Source organism: Streptomyces sp. NPDC058457 (assembly GCF_042720695.1).
Classification (GTDB): domain Bacteria; phylum Actinomycetota; class Actinomycetes; order Streptomycetales; family Streptomycetaceae; genus Streptomyces.
Genome location: NZ_JBHXLU010000014.1, coordinates 113,788 through 132,699, shown reverse-complemented (window position 1 = coordinate 132,699; position 18,912 = coordinate 113,788). Strand labels below are relative to the sequence as shown.

Below are 18,912 nucleotides of genomic sequence, written 5' to 3'. Positions count from 1 at the left end.
GGAGCGGCTCGGCTCAGGGGATGAGGAGCAGCTTCCCGGTGGAGCGACGGCCTTCCAGGTCCTCGTGCGCCCGGCGGGCGTCAGCGAGCGGATAGCGGTGCCCGATGTGAACGCGCAGCTCGCCCGATGCCACCCAGCGCAGCACGTCGCCCGCCCGCCAGAGGAACTCCTCGCGGGTCCTGAGGTAGGCGGGGATCAGCGTGGGCCGGGTCAGAAACAGCCCGCCGCCGTCCAGCAGCCGAATCGGATCGAACGGCGCAACGGGGCCGCTCGCTCCGCCGTACAGCACCATCAGACCGCGGGTCCGCAGACTCGCGAGACTCCTGTCGAAGGTCGCCCGGCCGACACCGTCGTAGACGACCGGCACTCCCTCGCCCCCGGTGAGGTCCCGTACCTTCTGGTCGAAACCCTCGTAGGCGATCACCTCGTCGGCCCCGGCCTGCCTGGCGAGCTTCTCCTTCTCAGGACTGGAGACCGTGCCGATCACCCGGCCCCCGAGCAGTTTGACCAGCTGGGTCAGCAGCAGCCCGGTCCCGCCGGCCGCGGCGTGCACGAGGACCGTGTCGCCGCGCTGCACCTCGTAGGTGGAGTGGGTCAGATAGTGCGCGGTCATGCCCTGCAGCATCGTCGCCGCGGCCGTTTCCGGATCCATGCCGTCCGGCACCGCGACGGCGCGCTCCGCCGGTATGACGGCCCGCGTGCTGTAGGAGCCGAGCACGCCACTGGCCCAGGCCACGCGCTGTCCGACCGTGAACCCGGTGACGCCTGCACCGAGCCGGGTCACGGTGCCCGCACCTTCCCGGCCCGGTACGAAGGGCAGGCCGGCCTGGTAGCGGCCTTCCCGCTGGTAGACGTCGATGAAGTTCACGCCGGCGGCCGCCACGTCGACCAGCAGCTCCCCGGACCCGGGAACGGGATCGGGGAGTTCGCGGTACCGCAGAACCTCAGGACCGCCTGTCTGGTCCACGGTTATCGAATGCATGAACTCTCCTTGTGTCCTTCGGGGACCGGCCGCGCGTTCATCGCGCTCCTTGCAGGGCGGTGGCGGCGAATTCCTCCAGCACCTCTTCGCGGCCCTGGTAGGGGAATTCCGGCCGCGGCCAGGGAACGACGAGGTCGGTGAAGCCGATCTCCTCGAACAGGCCGGCCGCGTCCCGGTAGGTCTCGGCGGACTCCAGGACTCCGCCCGCCGAAACGCCCGCGATCAGCAGCCTCCTCAGGGAGCGGGGATCGCGTCCTGCCGCCGCACACGCGTCGTCCAGGACCGCCAGATGGTCCTTGAGGAGCGGCACCGCCCGGTCGTACCGCTCTCCGTCGTTGTCGGGCGCACCCGTGGTCACCCAGATGTCCGCGTGCTGCGCGGCGAGTCCCATGCCTTTGGGGCCCGCGCCGGCGACCGCCAGCGTGATACGTGGCGACTGGACGAAACCGGGCTCCAGGCACACCCCGTCAGCCGTGTACCAGTCTCCGTGATACGTGGTCACCCTGTTCCGCAGCAGCTGGTCGGTCAGCTCCACGAACTCGGCGAAGCGGGCCGCGCGTTCGCCCGGCAGCAGGAGCCGGTCGCCGCGGATGCGGGTGTCGAACCCGTCCGCGCCCGAGCCCACCCCGCAGATGACCCGGCCGCCGGAGATGTCGTCCAGCGCCATCAGCTCCTTGCTGAAGTCCACCGGGTGACGGAAGTTGGGGCTGGCGATCAGGGTGCCCAGACGGATCCGCGAGGTGACGGTGGCGGCGGCGGTCAGGGTCGGTACGGCAGGGAACCACGGTTTGTCGCTCAGCCAGCGCCACATGAGGTGGTCGTACGTCCAGGCGTGTCGGTAGCCCAGTGCCTCCGCCTTCGCCCACACCTCGCGCGCCCGGCTCCAGCGGTGTTCCGGCAGGATCAGAACTCCGTGGCGCATTCGCGGATCCCTTTCTCGCGCTTATCGGTCACGCACGCAGACGGCTCTCGTAGGCGTGGCCCGCCGCGGCCTCGCCGACCTGGTGGAGAAGATGCCCGATCCGGCTCTCGCACCGGAGGACCTCTTCGCGGAGCAACTCCTCGGGCCGGGCCTCGGAATCGTCTCCGAGGGGGTGGAGTCCGTTCGCGGCGAGGTCCGTCGCCACCGCTCTGAGCCGGCGCAACAGCTGGGCCGTGACGGCCTCGTCGCTCACCGGGGCCCTCAGCGTCAGGAAGAAGTTGTCGTAGATGACCGCCGTGCGCTCCGACGGCCGGACCGGCACCTCGGTCATGGACTGCTGGAGCAGGGACCGTCCGCTGGGCACCAGCCGGGCCGCGATGCCCTCGTGCACCGCCCGGTTGACCTCGACGGCACGTGACAGCTCCGCCGCCTCCCGCCCCTGGGCCCCGAGCAGGTCGCGGCCCCGGAACAGACCGCGGACCGGGGCGAAGTCGGGGGCCCAGGTGCCGCTGAAGGCCCGGTGCTGAAGGAACATACGGGGTCTGATCAGGCTGTCGTAGAGATCGCGCGGGCACGAACCGCAGTACAGCAGCATGGCGCAGTAGCCGTATACATAGGCCTCCAGCTTCGCCAGGGACGCGCTGCTCGGGACGTCCCCTTCCGGGCCGGCCGAGAGCAGACGCTCCATCAGGTGCCAGATCAGGAAGGTCACTTGGTGGCCGGTGATCCACCGGAACCAGAAGAGCTGGTCGAACGAGGACGTGCGCGCGGACTCCAGAGCGCCGGAGACACGGTCAGCGGGGAGAAGGCCGCCGGCCAACTCCCCCAGCTCGCGGAGGACGAGAGCGGTGTCGCAGCGTTCGACCGATGCTTCCGGCATGCCCAGGAAGGCTCTCGCATGACCGGTCGGCGGCATGGTGAGCGGCTCCAGCGCATAGGGGAAATCGCCGTAATCCCATGCGTCGGCCCGGGGGCCGATGCGTATGCGAGTACCGCCGCTCGCAGGCTTCATCGATCGCCTTCCGGTACATAGCTGAATTCATATTCGAGCCCGTTTACGTCGTAGAGATAGAGGCTCATCACTCCGTCGCTGTCCACGACGATATCGGTCGGCCCGTCCGGCCGGGCGAAGGTGTATCGACCCGAGTCGTACAGATCGATCCAGTGGCGGCGAATTTCGGCGATCTCTTCCGGTGTACTCACCGCAATGCACGCGTGCTGGAACTGGTAAGAATTCTCGTCGGGGATCCGGCCGTTGTGGTCCGCGCGGTCGAAAATGTGGAACCGGATGTCACCGGCGGCGACTTCGATCAGACGTCGAATGCCCGGCAGTCTGCTCAGGGTCAGCTCGGAGAACTGGTCGAGTTCCCATTTCTGGGTGGCGTGAAAGAAATCCAGGTACCAGCTCAGACAGTTTTCGATGTCCGACGTCTGGACTCCCAGGTGATGAAGCCTCACTTTGATCGGCTGATTCATCGGAGGTTCTCCCTCTCCCTGAGCTGGGTGGCCGGGCCGCTCCGAGTCGAATGCTATGCCACGTCGGAGGGCCCCTCGGTGTGACTGGCAACAAATTGCCGCAGCGCTCTCCGTCGCACGTGACAGGGCTACGGTGGTCTGCACGGCCGGGCGTGGGTCGTTCGGGACTCCGCCGTTAAATCGAAACCCTCCTGAGGCTGGATTGCCGTCGCATTCGGCATCCCTTAATACCGGCACGTTCCGCCGGCCATGGCTCTCTTCGACGTTTTGGTGCGTCCCGCATCGATGGCAACGATTTCTAGGAGCGAGTGACGATGATCGTGGGTCCGGTGCAGGAGTCCTTCCGGACGCAGGCGACGCACAACCCCGACGCCATCGCGGTGCGGTCCGCCGGGCGCAGCCTCACTTACCGGGAGCTGGACGAGCGGGCGAACCGGCTGGCCCATCGGCTGATCGACGAGGGCGCCGGTCCGGAGCGTCCGGTGCTGGTCCTGATGGACCGTACGGTCGACCTGGTCGTGGCGCTGCTGGCCGTCCTGAAGTCGGGCTCCTTCTACCTGCCGCTGCACACCGCCTTCCCGCAGGAACGGATGCAGTGGATCGCCGAGGAGAGCAAGGCGTCCGTCCTGCTCACCGACGCCGTGATGAAGGACCGCGGACTGCCGCAGGTGTCCGTCACCGTCGTGCTCGGCGAGCCAGGCGAGCCCGGCGAGGACGCGGGGTTCCCGTGCACCGACCCGGAGGCCCCGGGGCGGCCCGATCAGCTCGCCTACGTCATGTACACATCGGGGTCGACCGGAACACCCAAGGGCGTGGCCGTTTCCCACCAGAACATCGTCGACCTCGTCAACGACTCCATGTTCACCGTCCCCGGCGCCCACGACCGGGTCCTGCTCGTCACCTCGTACGCCTTCGACCCCTCCACCTACACGTTCTGGTACCCGCTGCTGCACGGCGGCACCGTCGTCATCGCCCCCGAGGCCGACCTCACGGTGGAGCGGATGGCCCGGCTCATGCGGGAAGAGCGCATCACCGCGGTCGATGTCACCGCCGGCCTGTTCCGGGTGATGGCCGAAGAGAACCCGGAGTGCTTCCACGGCGTCCGCGAGGTCGTCTCCGGCGGCGATGTCGCGTCACCGGCCGCGATCCGCCGGGTTCTGGAGCACTGCCCGGGCACCGTGGTGCGCAGTACCTACGGTCCGACGGAGACCACGCTGTTCGCGACAACGGTCCTGTGGACGCGGGCCGAGGACGTGCCTTCCCCGGTACCGATCGGCCGTCCCCTCGACGGCATGGGCGCGTACATCCTGGACGCCGCACTGAATCCGGTCGGCACCGGTGACGAGGGCGAGCTCTACCTGGCCGGAGCCGGCCTGGCGCGCGGCTACCTCAACCGTCCGGACCTCTCCGCCGAACGCTTCGTCGCGGACCCTTACGGCCCGCCGGGGTCCCGCATGTACCGGACCGGCGATGTGGTGCGCCGCAACGGCGACGGGCTGATCGAGTTCATCGGGCGGGAGGACGACCAGGTCAAGATCCGCGGCTTCCGCATCGAACCCGGCGAGATCGAGTCCGCGCTGGCCGGGTTTCCGGGCCTCAGCCAGGTCGTGGTAGTCGCACGTGACGACCAGCCCGGAGACAAGCGGCTCGTCGCCTACGTCGTTCCGGAGCGGTCGGTCCCCGTCGACACCGACGCGCTCCGCTCCCACCTCGAACGCTCGCTGCCCGAATACATGGTGCCGTCCGCGTTCGTCGCCCTTGAGCAGTTCCCGCTCACCCCCAACAACAAGATCGACCGGCGCGCCCTGCCGGCCCCGGCCCCGGCCCCGGGCGGCCGCGGCGGGCGGTCGCCGCGCGACCAGCGGGAAGAGACACTGTGCGGGCTGCTCGAGGACGTCCTCGGAACGGCCGGGATCGGCATCGACGACAATTTCTTCGAACTCGGCGGCGACTCGCTGCACGCGACCCGGCTGATCAGCAGAATCCGAACGTCGTTCGGGGTGGATCTGGGCGTGCCGGCGGTCTTCGACCACCCCACGGTGGCGGGTCTGGCCGAGTTGGTGGACGAAGCGCCGGTGGCGCGGCTCGCTCTGCGCCCGGCGGCCCGTCCCGAGCCGCTCCCCCTGTCGCCCGCGCAGTACCGGCTGTGGTTCCACAGCCGGCTGGAGGGCCAGTCGTCGACCTACACCGTGTCGGTCGCGGTCACGCTGCGCGGTGAACTGGACGCGGAGGCCATCGAAGCCGCGCTGGGTGACGTGTTCGCCCGGCACGAGGCACTGCGCACCGTGTTCCCCGAACACGACGGTGAGCCCTGCCAGGTCGTCCTCTCTCCGGACCAGGCACGTCCGGTGCTGCCGGTGGAACAGGCCGAGGACCTCCCCGCCACCCTCCGGGCGGCCGGGCGGGAGCCGTTCGACCTGACCACGGACCCGCCACTGCGGGCGCGGCTGTTCTCGACCGGTCCCGAGGAACACGTCCTGCTGCTGACCATGAACCACATCGGCAGCGACGGCTGGTCGATGCTGCCGCTGACGCGTGACCTGCACGAGGCCTATGCGGCACGGCTGGCCGGGAGGGCACCCGGCTGGGCCCCGCTCCCGGTGCAGTACGCGGACTACACGCTCTGGCAGCGCGCTCTGCTGGGCTCCGAGCAGGACCCCGCAAGCCTCGCTTCCCGGCAGCTGGGATTCTGGCGGACCGCACTGGCCGGATCCCCCGAGGAACTGCAGCTCCCGGCCGACTTCCCACGCCCTCGGGTGGCCGGCTATCAGGGCGGCACCGTGCCCATGGTGATCGGTCCGGCCCTGCACGAAGCAATGGCCAAGCTCGCCCGGAGCACCGACACGACGGTGTTCATGGTGCTCCAGGCGGCCGTGGCCGTGCTGCTGACCAGGCTGGGTGCCGGCACCGACATCCCGATCGGCACGCCGGTGGCCGGGCGCACGGACGCGGACCTCGACGACCTGGTCGGCTTCTTCGTCAACACCCTTGTACTGCGGACGGACACCTCGGCCGACCCCACCTTCCAGCAGTTGCTCGAACGGGTCCGGGCGACCGACCTGGCGGCCTACGAACATCAGGACGTGCCCTTCGAGCGGGTCGTCGAGGCCGTCAACCCCGGTCGCTCGCCCGCCCGGCACCCGTTGTTCCAGGTCATGCTGGTGCTGGAGAACGCCGGCGGGTACCGCTTCGCGCTTCCCGGACTCACGGTCGAACAGGAGGAACTGCGCACCGACTCCGCCAAGTTCGACCTGCTGTTCAGCTTCACCGAACAGTACGGCCCGGACGGCGCGGCGGCCGGCGTCACCGGCCGGCTGCAGTTCGCCACCGAACTCTTCCACCCGGGTACAGCGGACGCTCTGACCCAGCGGCTGCTGAAACTGCTGGCGGGCGCCGTCGCCGTTCCGGACCGGCTGGTGTCCGAGCTGGACCTGCTCCTGGACGGCGAACGCCACGACGTCCTGACCCGGTGGAACGCCACGCGGGTGGACGTGCCCGGCACGCCGCTGCCCGAGCAGATCCAGCGGCAGGCCGCTCGCGTTCCCGGGGCACTGGCGGTCAGCGCCCCGGACGGCGAACTGACGTACGCGGAACTGAACGAGCGGGCGAACCGGCTGGCGCACCTGCTGCTGTCCCGCGGCATCGGCCCCGGCGACTACGTAGGTGTCGTACTGCCGCGCGGCACACAGCTGATCGTCACGTTTCTCGCGATCCTCAAGGCGGGAGCGGCGTATCTGCCCATCGATCCCGAATACCCGCAGGACCGGATCAGCTTCGTCCTGGCCGACACCCGCCCGGCGGCCGTTCTCACCACCGGGTCGGTCACGCGCTCGCTCGCCGGAAACGTGCTGCTCCTCGATGATCCCGCCACCCTTGCCGAACTGGCACTGCTCCCCGGGCACGACCCCGGCGACGCCGATCGCCGCGCGCCGCTGACCCTCGAGACCCCGAACTACGTGATCTACACCTCGGGATCCACCGGGCGTCCCAAGGGAGTTGTGCTTCCCGCCCGCACCCTGACCAACATGCTGGCGTGGAGCTCGTCCCACGTTCCCTACCAGCCCGGCTCACGGGTCTCGCAGTTCAGCGCGGTCAGCTTCGACGTGTCCGAGCACGAGATCCTCACCGCCCTGCTCAACGGCAAGGCGCTCTGCGTGCCGGACGAGGACACGCGCCGTGACCCGGGCAGGCTCGCCGAGTGGCTCGACCGGGAGCGGATCACCGAGTTCCGCGCCCCGCACCTGGTGGTCGCCGCGGTCTACGAGGCCGCCGTCGAACGGGGCCTGCGACTGGACTCCCTCCGGCACGTCCTGCAGGGCGGCGAGGCGCTGCAACTCACCGAAGCAGTCCGCACGTTCCACAAGGACCGCCCGGGGCTGCTGCTCCACAACGTCTACGGCCCCTCGGAAACCCACGCGGTCACCTGTGCGACCCTGCCCCTCGACGTGGCGGACTGGCCCGCGTCCGCGTCACTGGGCGGGCCGATCTGGAACACCCGGACCTATGTCCTGGACAGCCGGCTGCAACCCGTCCCGGTCGGCGTGACCGGCGAGCTGTACCTGGCCGGAGCCGGCCAGGCCCAGGGTTACCTCAACCGCGCCGGCCTGACCGCTCAGCGCTTCGTCGCCCACCCCTTCGGCGCACCCGGCGAGCGCATGTACCGCACCGGCGACCTCGCCCGCTGGCGGCCCGACGGACGCCTGGAGTATCTCGGGCGCGCGGACGACCAGGTCAAGATCCGCGGCATCCGGGTCGAACTCGGCGAACTCGGCTCCGTGATCACCCGCCATCCCGGTGTCGCACAGGCCGCGGCGGTGCTGCGCGAGGACCGGCCGGGGGACAAACGCCTGGTCGCGTACGTGGTACCAGCACCCGGTGGCACCGCCCCGCCTGCCGACGAACTGCGCCGCCACGTGGCGGCCACCATGCCCGAGGCAGCGGTCCCCTCGGCTTTCGTCACCCTGGACAGGCTTCCGCTGACCTCCAACGGCAAACTCGACCGCCGTGCGCTGCCGGCACCCGTCTACGCGGGCTCCTCGGACAGGGAGCCGCGTACGGCCAAGGAGCACGTGCTGTGCGGGCTGTTCGCGGAGATCCTGGGCGCGCGGGCCGTCGGCGTCGACGACAGCTTCTTCGACCTGGGCGGCCACTCGATGCTCGTCACCCGCCTGGTGAGCCGGGTCCGCTCCACGCTGGGCCTGGAGTTGGCGGTCCGCGCGGTGTTCGAGGCGCCGACGCCGGGCGAGCTGGCGCGGCGGCTCGACGACGCCGGCCAGGCGCGCCCGGCCCTGGCGGCGATGCGGCGACCGGACCTGGTGCCGATGTCGTACGCCCAGCAACGGCTCTGGTTCCTCGGCCAGTTCGGGGGCCCCAGTCACACCTACAACCTGCCGGTGAGCTACCGCATCACCGGCCCGGTAGACGCGGAGGCCCTGGAGCGCGCGCTGGGCGACCTGGTCGAGCGCCACGAAACCCTGCGCACGGTGCTCAGGGAGGTCGACGGCCGGCCGGTGCAGGTGGTCCTGCCGCCCGAACCGGTCACCCTGCACCGGCTCGGCTGCGCGGAGCAGGACCTCGCCGACGTCCTTCAGCGCACCGGCAGCCACGTGTTCGACCTGACAGCCGAACCGCCCCTGCGCGTCAGCCTGATCTCCCTGGGCCCTGACGACAGCGTGCTCAGCGTGCTTCTGCACCACATCGCCGGCGACGCCGCCTCCATGGGACCGCTGGGGCGTGACCTGAGCGCCGCCTACCGGGCCCGCATCGCCGGCGAACCGCCGAAGTGGGCGCCGTTGCGCGTGCAGTACGCGGACTACACGCTTTGGCAGCAGCAGGTGCTGGGAGCGGAGGACGACCCGCAATCCGCTCTGAGCCTGCAGACGGCCTTCTGGAAGGACAGCCTGGAGGGCATTCCGGTCGAGCTCGGCCACCCGGCCGACCGCCCGAGGCCGGCGGTCTCCTCTCAGCGCGGCGAGGCGTTCGACGTCGAGTTGGACGCCGGGTTGCACGCCGGGTTGGCCGAACTCGCCAGGAGCACCGGCACGACCCTGTCGATGGTCGTGCATGCGGCCCTGGCCGCCGTACTCACCCGGCTGGGCGCGGGTACAGACATCCCGATCGGCACACCGGTGGCAGGCCGCACCGACGAGGCACTCGACGACCTCGTCGGATTCTTCGTCAACACCCTGGTGATACGCACCGACACGTCGGGGGATCCGACCTTCCTCGACCTGCTGTCCCGAGTCAGGGACACCAGCCTCGCCGCCTACGGGCACCAGGACATCCCGTTCGAACGCGTCGTCGAGGCCCTCAACCCGCCCCGCTCGGCGGGCCGGCATCCCCTGTTCCAGATCATGCTGGAGGTCAGCACCGGTACCGCCACGGAACTGGAGCTGCCCCGCACCCGCATCGAGCGGCTGACCGCGCCCATGGACGTGGCGAAGTTCGACCTGTCCCTGAACCTGCGCGCAGACCTCGCCGACGAAGGACGACCCGGTCCGCTCCGGGCACATGTCGGCTTCACCGTGGACCTGTTCGACGCTCCGACGGTCAGGCGGCTGTTCGACCGGCTCGTCCGGGTACTCGAGTCCGCGGCGGCGGCACCCGCACAGCGGATCAGCGCGATCGATGTCCTCAGCAACCAGGAACGCGCGCAGCTGGTCCTTCAGGGAACCGGACCCCAGCCGGTCACCGACGCCTTCCCCGAGAGCTCGCTCCAGGAGGCACTCCGGCGACAGGCCGGCCGCACGCCCTCGGCGGTGGCCGTACGGTGCGCCGGACGCAGCCTGACGTACCGGGAGCTGGACCTGCGGGCCAACCGGCTGGCCCACCGGCTGATCGCCGCGGGCGCCGGTCCGGAACGCCCGGTGTCCGTGCTGATGAGCCGCACGGTCGACCTCGTGGTGGGCCTCACCGCCATCCTCAAGGCCGGCTCCTTCTACGTCCCTCTGCACAACGCCTCTCCGCTGGACCGGATGCAGTGGGTCGTGGAGGAGTGCGGCGCCCGGATCCTGCTCACCGACCGTGTGATGCGGGACCGCGGCCTGCCCGAGACGTCCGTGGTGGTCCTGGCCGACGAGGAGGACACCGGCGGATTCCCCTCGACCGATCCGTCCGTCGCCGGGCACCGCGGGCAACTCGCCTACGTGATGTACACCTCGGGCTCGACCGGAAGGCCGAAGGGGGTGGCGGTGACCCACCAGAACGTCTTCGAGCTCATCAGCGACTCGATCTTCAGCCCCGGTGACCACGACCGGGTCCTGCTGCTCACGCCGTACGAGTTCGATCCCTCCACCTATTCGTTCTGGTATCCGTTGCTGCACGGCGGAACGAGCGTCATCGCCCCGGAGTCCGATCTCACGGTGGAGCGGCTGGCCCGGCTCATCCAGGCGGAGCGGATCACCGGTGTCGACATCACCGCCGGCCTGTTCCGGGTGATGGCCGAGGAGTACCCGGAGTGCTTTGCCGGCGTCCGTGTTGTGATCACCGGCGGAGACGTGGTGTCGCCGGTGGCGGTCCGCAAGGTCCTCGACTGCTGCCCGGACCTGGTGGTGCGCAGCAACTACGGTCCGACGGAGACCACACTGTTCGCGACCTCGGCTCCCTGGCGGAAAGCGGCGGACGTTCCCGCCCCGGTGCCCATCGGCCGCCCGCTGGACGGCATGTTCGCGTACGTCCTCGACGACGCGCTCACCCTGGTGCCCGGCGGAGTGACCGGGGAGCTCTACCTCGCCGGCACCGGTCTGGCCCGCGGCTACCTGAACCGGCCCGACCTCACCTCCGAACGCTTCGTCGCCGACCCGTACGGGCCGCCCGGTTCACGGATGTACCGCACCGGCGACCTGGCGCGCTGGACGGCGGGCGGCCTGATCGACTTCGTCGGACGGGCGGACAGCCAGGTCAAGATCCGCGGGTTCCGCATCGAACCGGCCGAGATCGAGGCCGTGTTCGCCGCCTGCCCCGGCGTTCGCCAGGTCGCGGTCGTCGTCCGCGAGGACCGGCCCGACGACAAACGGCTCGTCGCCTACGTCGTCACGGACGGCACGACCGATTTCGCCGCCCTGGACCAGCACGTCCGGCTGGTTCTGCCGCCGTACATGATCCCAAGTGCGGTGGTCGGCCTGGAGAGTCTGCCGCTCACCGCGAACAACAAGCTCGACCACCGTGCGCTGCCGGTCCCGGACCTGGCACCCGTGGCGGGACGCGCACCGCGCAACGCGGCGGAAGCCACGCTGTGCGACCTGTTCGTCGATGTCCTGGGGACGGAAGGCGTCGGCATCGACGACGACTTCTTCGACCTCGGCGGCCACTCCCTGCTGGCCACCCGGCTGATCAGCCGCATTCGCACCGCGTTCGGCAGCGAACTGTCGGTCCGCGCGGTGTTCGAGGCGCCGACGCCGGGCGAGCTGGCGCGGCGGCTCGACGACGCCGGCCAGGCGCGTCCGGCGCTGACGGCGATGCGGCGACCGGACCTGGTACCGATGTCGTACGCCCAGCAACGGCTCTGGTTCCTCAGCCAGTTGGAGGGCCCCAGTCACACCTACAACCTGCCGGTGAGCCATCGCATCACCGGCCCGGTCGACGCGGAGGCCCTGGAGCGCGCGCTGGGCGACCTGGTCGAACGCCACGAAAGCCTGCGCACGGTATTCCGTGACGTCGACGCCAGCCCGGTTCAGGTGGTTCTGCCGCCCGAACCGGTCACCCTGCACCGGCTCGGCTGCACGGAGCAGGAACTCGCCGACGTGCTGCGGCGCAGCGCCGGCCATGTGTTCGACCTGTCGGCCGAACTGCCGATACGGGTCACCCTGATCTCCCTGGGCGCGGACGAACACGTGCTGCTCGTGCTCTTCCACCACATCGCCGGCGACGGCGAGTCCATGGGCCCGTTCAACGCGGATCTCGGCGTGGCGTACCGGGCCCGACTGGCCGGCGAATCGCCCCGATGGGCCCCGCTGCCGGTCCAGTACGCGGACTATGCCCTCTGGCAGCGGCACCTTCTCGGCACGGAGGACGACCCCGATTCCAGGCTGAGCACCCAGCTCGCCTTCTGGCGGGAAACTCTCGCGGACCTGCCGGCCGAACTCGACTACCCGACCGACCGGCCGCGGCCGACGGTGGCCTCCCAGCGCGGCGAGCTGTTCGAGACGGAGCTGGGTGCCGAACTGCACGCGGGCCTGGCCGAGCTCGCCCGGAGCACCGGCGCGACCCTGTCGATGGTCGTCCACGCGGCGCTGGCCACGGTGCTGACGCGGCTGGGCGCGGGCACGGACATACCGGTCGGCACGCCGGTGGCAGGGCGCACCGACGAGGCGCTCGACGGCCTGGTCGGCTTCTTCATCAACACCCTTGTGCTCCGCACGGACACCTCGGGCGATCCGACCTTCCACGAGCTCCTCTCTCGCGTACGGGACACCCACCTGGCCGCCTATGGGCACCAGGACATCCCGTTCGAACGCGTCGTCGAGGCTCTCAACCCGCCGCGCTCGGCGGGCAGGAATCCGCTGTTCCAGATCATGCTTCAGGTCACCAGCAGTCGCAGGGAGACTCTGGAGTTGGTCGATGCCAGGGCCGAAAGAGTCACCGCCCTCCTGGATGCGGCGAAGTTCGACCTCAACCTGAGCTTCCAGACCACCATGGAAGGTGATGGCCGACCGGGCCCGATACGGGCGAGCATCGCCTTCGCGGTGGACCTGTTCGACGGGCCGACGATCCGGCGGTTGTTCGGCCGCCTGGTGCGGGTACTGGAGTCCGCAGTGGCCGACCCCGCCCAGCCGACAGGCTCCATCGACGTGCTGGAGCCGACCGAGCGGCAGCGCCTCCTCGAGGACTGGAGCAGCCGTCCTGTCGTCTTCCCCGCAGACCGCGGCGTGGTGGAACTCGTGGCGGAACGGGCCGCGCAACGGCCCGACGCGGCAGCGCTGATCTTTGGCTCACAGGTGCTGACGTACCGCGAACTCGACACCCGCGCCAACCGGCTCGCCCACCACCTCAACGCTCTTGGCGTGACGCGCGACGTTCCCGTCGGCGTGTGCATGGACCGCGGCACGGACTTGGTCACAGCGCTGCTCGCAGTGTTGAAGGCGGGCGGCGCCTACGTTCCGCTGGACCCCGAACACCCTGCCGAGCGCCTGGAGTTCGTACTGCGGGACACCGCCGCGCCGGTGGTGATCACTCAGGAGCGGCTGCGCGGCAGGCTGCAGGGCGAGGGTCGGGTACTCGTTGCGCTCGACACCGACGGCGCGACGATCGCGGCCGCGCCCGGGCATCCTCCGGCGCCCGTCGGCAGCCCGGACGATCTCGCGTACATCCTCTACACCTCCGGCTCGACCGGCACTCCCAAAGGCGTTGCGGTCACCGTCGCCTCGCTGGTCAATCTGCTCTTCGCGATGCGGGAGACCTGCCCGCTCGCCGAGGGCGACCCGGTCCTGTTCACCACGTCGGCCACCTTCGACATCGCGGTTGTCGAACTGTGGTTGCCGCTGATCTCGGGTGGTCGTGTCGTTGTGGCCGGCAGGGACGAGGTGCACACGCCGACCGCCCTGGCCGCTCTGATCGAGGAACACGGCGTTGTGCTCGTCCAGGCGACACCGTCGGCCTGGCGGCCCCTCGTCGAAGCGCTCGACAGCAGGGCACAGCCACCGCGCGGGCTGCGGATTCTCGCCGGGGGCGAGGTACTGCCACCCGAACTGGCCGCGAAAATGCTGCGCGTGGCAGACCGGGTCGTCAACGGATACGGCCCTACGGAGACCACCGTCTACGCTACGGTCGCCGAGATTCGGGACCCGGATGCCGGTGTGCCGATCGGCAGGCCCATCGCCAACGCCGAGGTGTACGTGGTAGACGCGGCCGGTCGTCCGGTTCCCGTCGGAGTACCCGGTGAACTGCTCATCGGCGGCAAGGGAGTCGCCCGCGGCTATCTGGGGCGCCCGGAACTGACGGCCGAGCGCTTCACCGCCCATCCCTTCTCCGCTGATCCTCAGGCGCGGGTGTACCGTACCGGCGACCTGGTGCGCTGGCTGCCCGACGAAAACCTGGAGTTTCTGGGGCGCCTCGATCAGCAGGTCAAGGTGCGCGGTTTCCGCATCGAACTCGGCGAGATCGAGTCGGTGCTCGCCGCCCACGAGGACGTGGCGTCCTGTGTGGTGAACGTCCGCGAGGACATCCCCGGCGACAGGACACTCGTGGCGTACTGCGTGCCGGCCACGGATCGGACACCCGACGCCGGCGCGCTGCGCGATTGGTGCGGGCGCACCCTGCCCGGCTACATGGTGCCGTCTGCCTTCATCGTCCTGGACACGCTGCCGCTGACGTCGAACGGAAAGCTGGACCGCGCGGCACTGCCTGCCCCGGTGTACGAGAGCGGAACCGACGGGCGCGCCCCACGCACCGCGAAGGAAGCCGAGCTGTGCGACCTGTTCGCCGAAGTGCTCGCCCTGGACGCCGTCGGGATCGATGACAACTTCTTCGAACTCGGCGGTCACTCCCTGCTGGCGACATGGCTGGTCAGCCGGATCCGCGCCGCACTCGGAATCGAGTTGTCGGTGCGCACCATGTTCGAGGCCCCGACCGTGGCTCTGCTGGCCGGGCAGATGGAGCGCGGCCCGGAAAGGGATTCCCTCGCGGTACTGCTTCCGCTGCGGGCGAAGGGCACCCGCCGTCCGCTCTTCTGTGTGCACCCTGCGATCGGGCTCAGCTGGTGTTACGGAGGCCTGCTGGCCCATCTGGACCGCGACCAGCCGGTCCATGGGCTGCAGGCGCGTGCGTTCAGCGATCCGGCTGCTGTCCCGCGGGACTTGGAGGAGCTGGTCACCGACTACCTCGCGGAGATCCGGGCGGTCCAGCCGCAGGGGCCGTACTCGCTGCTCGGCTGGTCTTTCGGCGGCACCGTGGCGCATGCCATGGCCGTGCGGTTCCAGCAGGAGGGCGAGCAGGTCGACTTCCTCGGGATTCTCGACGGCTACCCCTCGACCGCCGGCCCGCGCCGCGAGCAGGTGGCCCATGACGACCCGGGGGTGTGGTCCGCGATCACCGCGTCGATCGGGCACGATCCCACCGCACCCGACAGCCCGTTGGCCGGGCTCGGCGCGGACGGCCTTGCCACGCTGGCGAAGGTCTTCGTCGCTTCTTCCGGCCTCCGCAGCCGATTCTCTTCAGGTGTCTTCGACGGCGACATGGTGTTTTTCGCAGCCGCCGCCGGTCGGGCAGACCATTCTCCGGAGGAGATCTGGGCACCCCATGTCTCGGGAGGAATCGACGTTCACCACATTGACTCCACTCATGGCCGGATGACCGAGCCCGGCCCGCTCGCCTCAATCGGACGCACGGTCGCCGAGCGTTTGGCCGAGTTGCCTCAGGAGTCCTGCCGATCCCACGAACTGCGTGACAGGCCACTGGATTGAGAACATCCCTGACTCAGAGGACTCCGCTGTCGGGAGCGTTCCGGCGCGTGTGGGTTGCATCGGGCGTGTCGACGTTCGGTGACGGCGTTTATCTGTCAGCGCTGCCGTTGCTGTCCGCGAGCATAAGCCGCGACCCTGTTGTCCTTTCCCTGGTCACCGCGGCCGGCCTGTTTCCGTGGTTGCTCTTCGGTCTGATCGGCGGTGCGCTCGTAGACCGCTGGGACCGCCGACGCACCATGTGGATCGCCGACGCGGCTCGCGCGACGCTGCTGATCGCAGCGGTGGCCGGTGCCGAAGCCGGTCTCGTCGGCGTTCCGCTGCTGATCGGTGTCGCGTTTCTGCTCTGCATCGGTCAGATCCTGTTCGACACCGCGTCGTCCGCCTTCCTTCCCGAACTCCTCGACCGCGACCCCACCCGACTGCAACGTGCCAACGCGCTGTTGAACGGCACCCGAACTGCCGCCGACGGCTTTCTCGGCCCGTCGGCCGGAGCCGCCCTGTTCACCCTGGGCCGCACCATTCCGTTGCTCACGGATGCGCTGTCGTTTCTCTTCAGCTCCCTGATGATCCGCTCGCTGTCGGCGACCCCGCCGAGGCCACGGGTTGCCAAGCGTTCGCTGCTGGCCGACGCGCGCGCCGGTGCGTCCTATCTGCTGCGCGAACCTCTGCTGCTGGGCCTGTCGTTGCGCCCCGCGCTCGGCAACTTCGCCTTCAGCGCCGGCAATTCGGTATTCATTCTGTTCGCCGAGGAGAAACTGCATCTGAATCCGGTGGGATACGGATTCCTGCTCAGTGTTCAGGCTGTCGGAGGCCTGGTGGGCACCACGGCGGCCGGGTGGATCGGCAACCGGCTCGGCATCGGAGGAGCGATGATGCTGGCGTCCGTCCTGCTGACCGGTGCGCAACTCGCAATCGGATCCGCCGACGGCCCGGTGCCCGCGGGAGCCGCGATGATCGTCCGTGCCGCCGCGTTGGGCGCCATCATGGTGCTGGGGCCGTCGGTCCGCCAGGCCATCGTCCCGGACGAACTCATGGGACGGGTCGCCGCCGCCGCTCGGCTGATGGCGCTGGGCGCCGCCCCGTTGGGCGCGCTGCTCGGCGGTTACCTGGCGACGGCGGCCGGCCTGCGGGCGCCCTACCTGATGGGTGCGGCGTTCCTGGCCGTCACCACCTTGGTCAGCGCGACCATGACCACGAATCGCAAGATCTCGGCGGCTCTGGACAAAGCCACTCGTTCCAGGTCGGTGACCGCGGACGAAGGCATGGTGCCGACGGATTGAACGGGGCAGGCAGGGCTTTGGCATCGCGGTGACTCGGGGGGTCACGGGAGCAGGAACGTGGGTGGTGGTGGCAGGGTGGGGGTGCTGTTCGGGGTTGTGCGGTGTCGTGGGGTGACGCGCTCGGGTGCCTTGGCCACCGTGAGCGTGATCTCCGTTGACCTGGCCGCCTGTTGCCCGGCCTGCGGGTTCTGGTCCAGGACGGTTCCGGGAGTCCGTGTCGAGTCGACGCGTCGGGTGCGTACTTCGAAGCCCTTGTCCTCCAGGGTCCGGGCCGCGTCGGCCTGGTCCTTGTCCGTGACGTCCGGTACCTCGATCTTCGGTGCGCCCGTGGAGACGACGACCGTGACCGGCCGGCCCTTCGCGAGCTGTCCGCCGGCCGGGGTCTGGTGGCAGACGAGGCCCTCGGCCTGGTCGGCGCAGGGCTCCCGCTTGTCGACAGTGACGGTCAGGCCGACGTTGCCGGCCTCCTGGCGGGCGGTTTCGACGGTCTGGCCGACCAGATCCGGGACGTTCGCCCCGGCCGCCCTGGTGGCGACCGCCGTCCCGTTCCCGAGGACAAACCATCCGAGGGCCGCTGCTGCGACGGTGACCGCGAGGGCGGCGGCGATGAGCAGGGCCATGGGCAGGGCCATCGGCAGTCGGCCTCCAGCGCTGTCGCCTTCGCCATCGCCTTCGCCTTCGCCATTGCCGTCTTCGTCGCCGTCGCCGCTTCCGTGTTCGCTTCGGTGGTGTGTGGGCAGGGTGTCTGGCAGCGGGTGGGGGATGGTCGGTGTGGTGCGGAGGGCCAGGCAGGTCTCCATCTCGGCGAGCATGTCCTCGGCGGACTGGTGGCGTCGGCCGGGGTCCTTCTCCAGGGCGCGCAGGACCAGGGCGTCCAGTCGCGGGCCGATCATCGGGTTGTGCAGGCTCGGGGCCTGCGGAGTGTCCTGGACGTGCCGGCAGATCACGCCTATCGGCGTCTCGTCGTCGAAGGGCGGCCGGTGCGTGAGCAGTTCGTACAGCAGGCAGCCGACCGAGTAGAGGTCGGAACGGCCGTCGGCCTCCCGCCCCAGGGCCTGTTCGGGCGACAGGTACCGGGCCGTGCCGGTCACCGCGGAGGTCTGGGTCAGGCCGGCGTCCGCCATGCTGCGGGCGATGCCGAAGTCCATGACCTTGATCCGGCCGGTGCCGGTCAGCATCACGTTGGCCGGTTTGATGTCCCGGTGCACGATGCCGTGGCGGTGCGAGTACGCGAGGGCCTTGAGGACGTCGGCCGTGAACTCCAGCGCCCGGCCGGGCTCCAGGAGCGGCTCCGAGTCCAGTACCTCGCGCAGGGTTGCCCCCTCGACGTACTCCATCACCAGGTACGGACGGTCCATGTCGTCGCCGGTGTCGTACACCGCGACGATGGCCGGGTGGTTCAGTGACGCGGTGGACCGGGCCTCGCGGCGGAACCTCGCCTGGAAGACCTGGTCCCGGGCCAGCTCCGCCCGCAGCGTCTTCACGGCGACGGGACGGTCCAGCCGGGTGTCGTGGGCGAGGTGTACCTCCGCCATGCCGCCGCGGCCCAGCAGCCGCCGCAACACGTACCGGTCCGCCGGTGCGGCCGATGCGGCCGGTGCCGCCGTCTCGGCGAAACGGTCGGATGCCCTGCTGTCGGATTCGGCGGGCCGCAGGAGCGCGGCGGGGGAGGAGAACAGGGTCGGATGGTCGTCTGGTCCGTAGTGGTTCACGGTGTCTCTCCGCGGGGTCGGAGGTCCGGGCAGCATCGGAGCGCCGGATTTGTTTGTCCGCTGGTGTCGGGTTCCGCCCCCCTGGCCCCCCCGCACGCGCAGATGGCCGATGGCCGACTTCCACACGTGGCCGAGATGCGTG

The 18,912-nt window shown here is 70.0% G+C and carries 7 protein-coding genes; 2 read left to right on the top strand and 5 right to left on the bottom strand.

All coding sequences use genetic code 11. The features are described 5' to 3' along the window. Nucleotides 1-13: 13 nt before the first annotated feature. The 4 genes from ACFWPS_RS14690 to ACFWPS_RS14675 all read right to left on the bottom strand — a co-directional run bounded on the left by ACFWPS_RS14690 (nt 14) and on the right by ACFWPS_RS14675 (nt 3,380). A complete protein-coding gene (locus ACFWPS_RS14690) occupies nt 14-982 on the bottom strand; it encodes a quinone oxidoreductase family protein (protein ID WP_383704785.1) in 969 nt (322 codons plus the stop codon). Between the two features lie 37 nt (nt 983-1,019). After that, complete coding sequence (locus ACFWPS_RS14685) at nt 1,020-1,904, bottom strand: LLM class flavin-dependent oxidoreductase (RefSeq protein ID WP_383704783.1); 885 nt, start codon at nt 1,902-1,904, stop codon at nt 1,020-1,022. 28 nt (nt 1,905-1,932) lie between these two features. Continuing rightward, nucleotides 1,933-2,784, bottom strand: coding sequence for a hypothetical protein (locus tag ACFWPS_RS14680; protein ID WP_383704781.1), 852 nt, complete (start codon nt 2,782-2,784; stop codon nt 1,933-1,935). Between the two features lie 128 nt (nt 2,785-2,912). Continuing rightward, on the bottom strand, nt 2,913-3,380 hold the full coding sequence (locus ACFWPS_RS14675) for a VOC family protein (protein WP_383704779.1): 468 nt from the start codon (nt 3,378-3,380) through the stop codon (nt 2,913-2,915). A 314-nt stretch (nt 3,381-3,694) separates the two neighbouring features. Between ACFWPS_RS14675 and ACFWPS_RS14670 the strand changes: the two genes are divergently transcribed. Both ACFWPS_RS14670 and ACFWPS_RS14665 read left to right on the top strand, forming a co-directional pair. After that, a complete protein-coding gene (locus ACFWPS_RS14670; RefSeq protein ID WP_383704777.1) occupies nt 3,695-15,778 on the top strand; it encodes an amino acid adenylation domain-containing protein in 12,084 nt (4,027 codons plus the stop codon). Beyond that, on the top strand, nt 15,775-17,058 hold the full coding sequence (locus ACFWPS_RS14665) for an MFS transporter (RefSeq protein ID WP_383704775.1): 1,284 nt from the start codon (nt 15,775-15,777) through the stop codon (nt 17,056-17,058). The genes ACFWPS_RS14670 and ACFWPS_RS14665 overlap by 4 nt, the downstream gene beginning before the upstream one ends. Before the next feature lie 41 nt (nt 17,059-17,099). Here ACFWPS_RS14665 and pknB read toward each other — a convergent pair whose 3' ends face one another. Further along, on the bottom strand, nt 17,100-18,770 hold the full coding sequence (gene pknB / locus ACFWPS_RS14660; protein ID WP_383704773.1) for a Stk1 family PASTA domain-containing Ser/Thr kinase: 1,671 nt from the start codon (nt 18,768-18,770) through the stop codon (nt 17,100-17,102). Nucleotides 18,771-18,912 lie beyond the last annotated feature (142 nt).

What these genes read in the sequence shown, in the direction of transcription:
- ACFWPS_RS14690 (WP_383704785.1), bottom strand. Translation starts at nt 982, where the DNA reads ATGCATTCGATAACCGTGGACCAGACAGGCGGTCCTGAGGTTCTGCGG.
- ACFWPS_RS14685 (WP_383704783.1), bottom strand. Translation starts at nt 1,904, where the DNA reads ATGCGCCACGGAGTTCTGATCCTGCCGGAACACCGCTGGAGCCGGGCG.
- ACFWPS_RS14680 (WP_383704781.1), bottom strand. Translation starts at nt 2,784, where the DNA reads ATGCCGGAAGCATCGGTCGAACGCTGCGACACCGCTCTCGTCCTCCGC.
- ACFWPS_RS14675 (WP_383704779.1), bottom strand. Translation starts at nt 3,380, where the DNA reads ATGAATCAGCCGATCAAAGTGAGGCTTCATCACCTGGGAGTCCAGACG.
- ACFWPS_RS14670 (WP_383704777.1), top strand. Translation starts at nt 3,695, where the DNA reads ATGATCGTGGGTCCGGTGCAGGAGTCCTTCCGGACGCAGGCGACGCAC.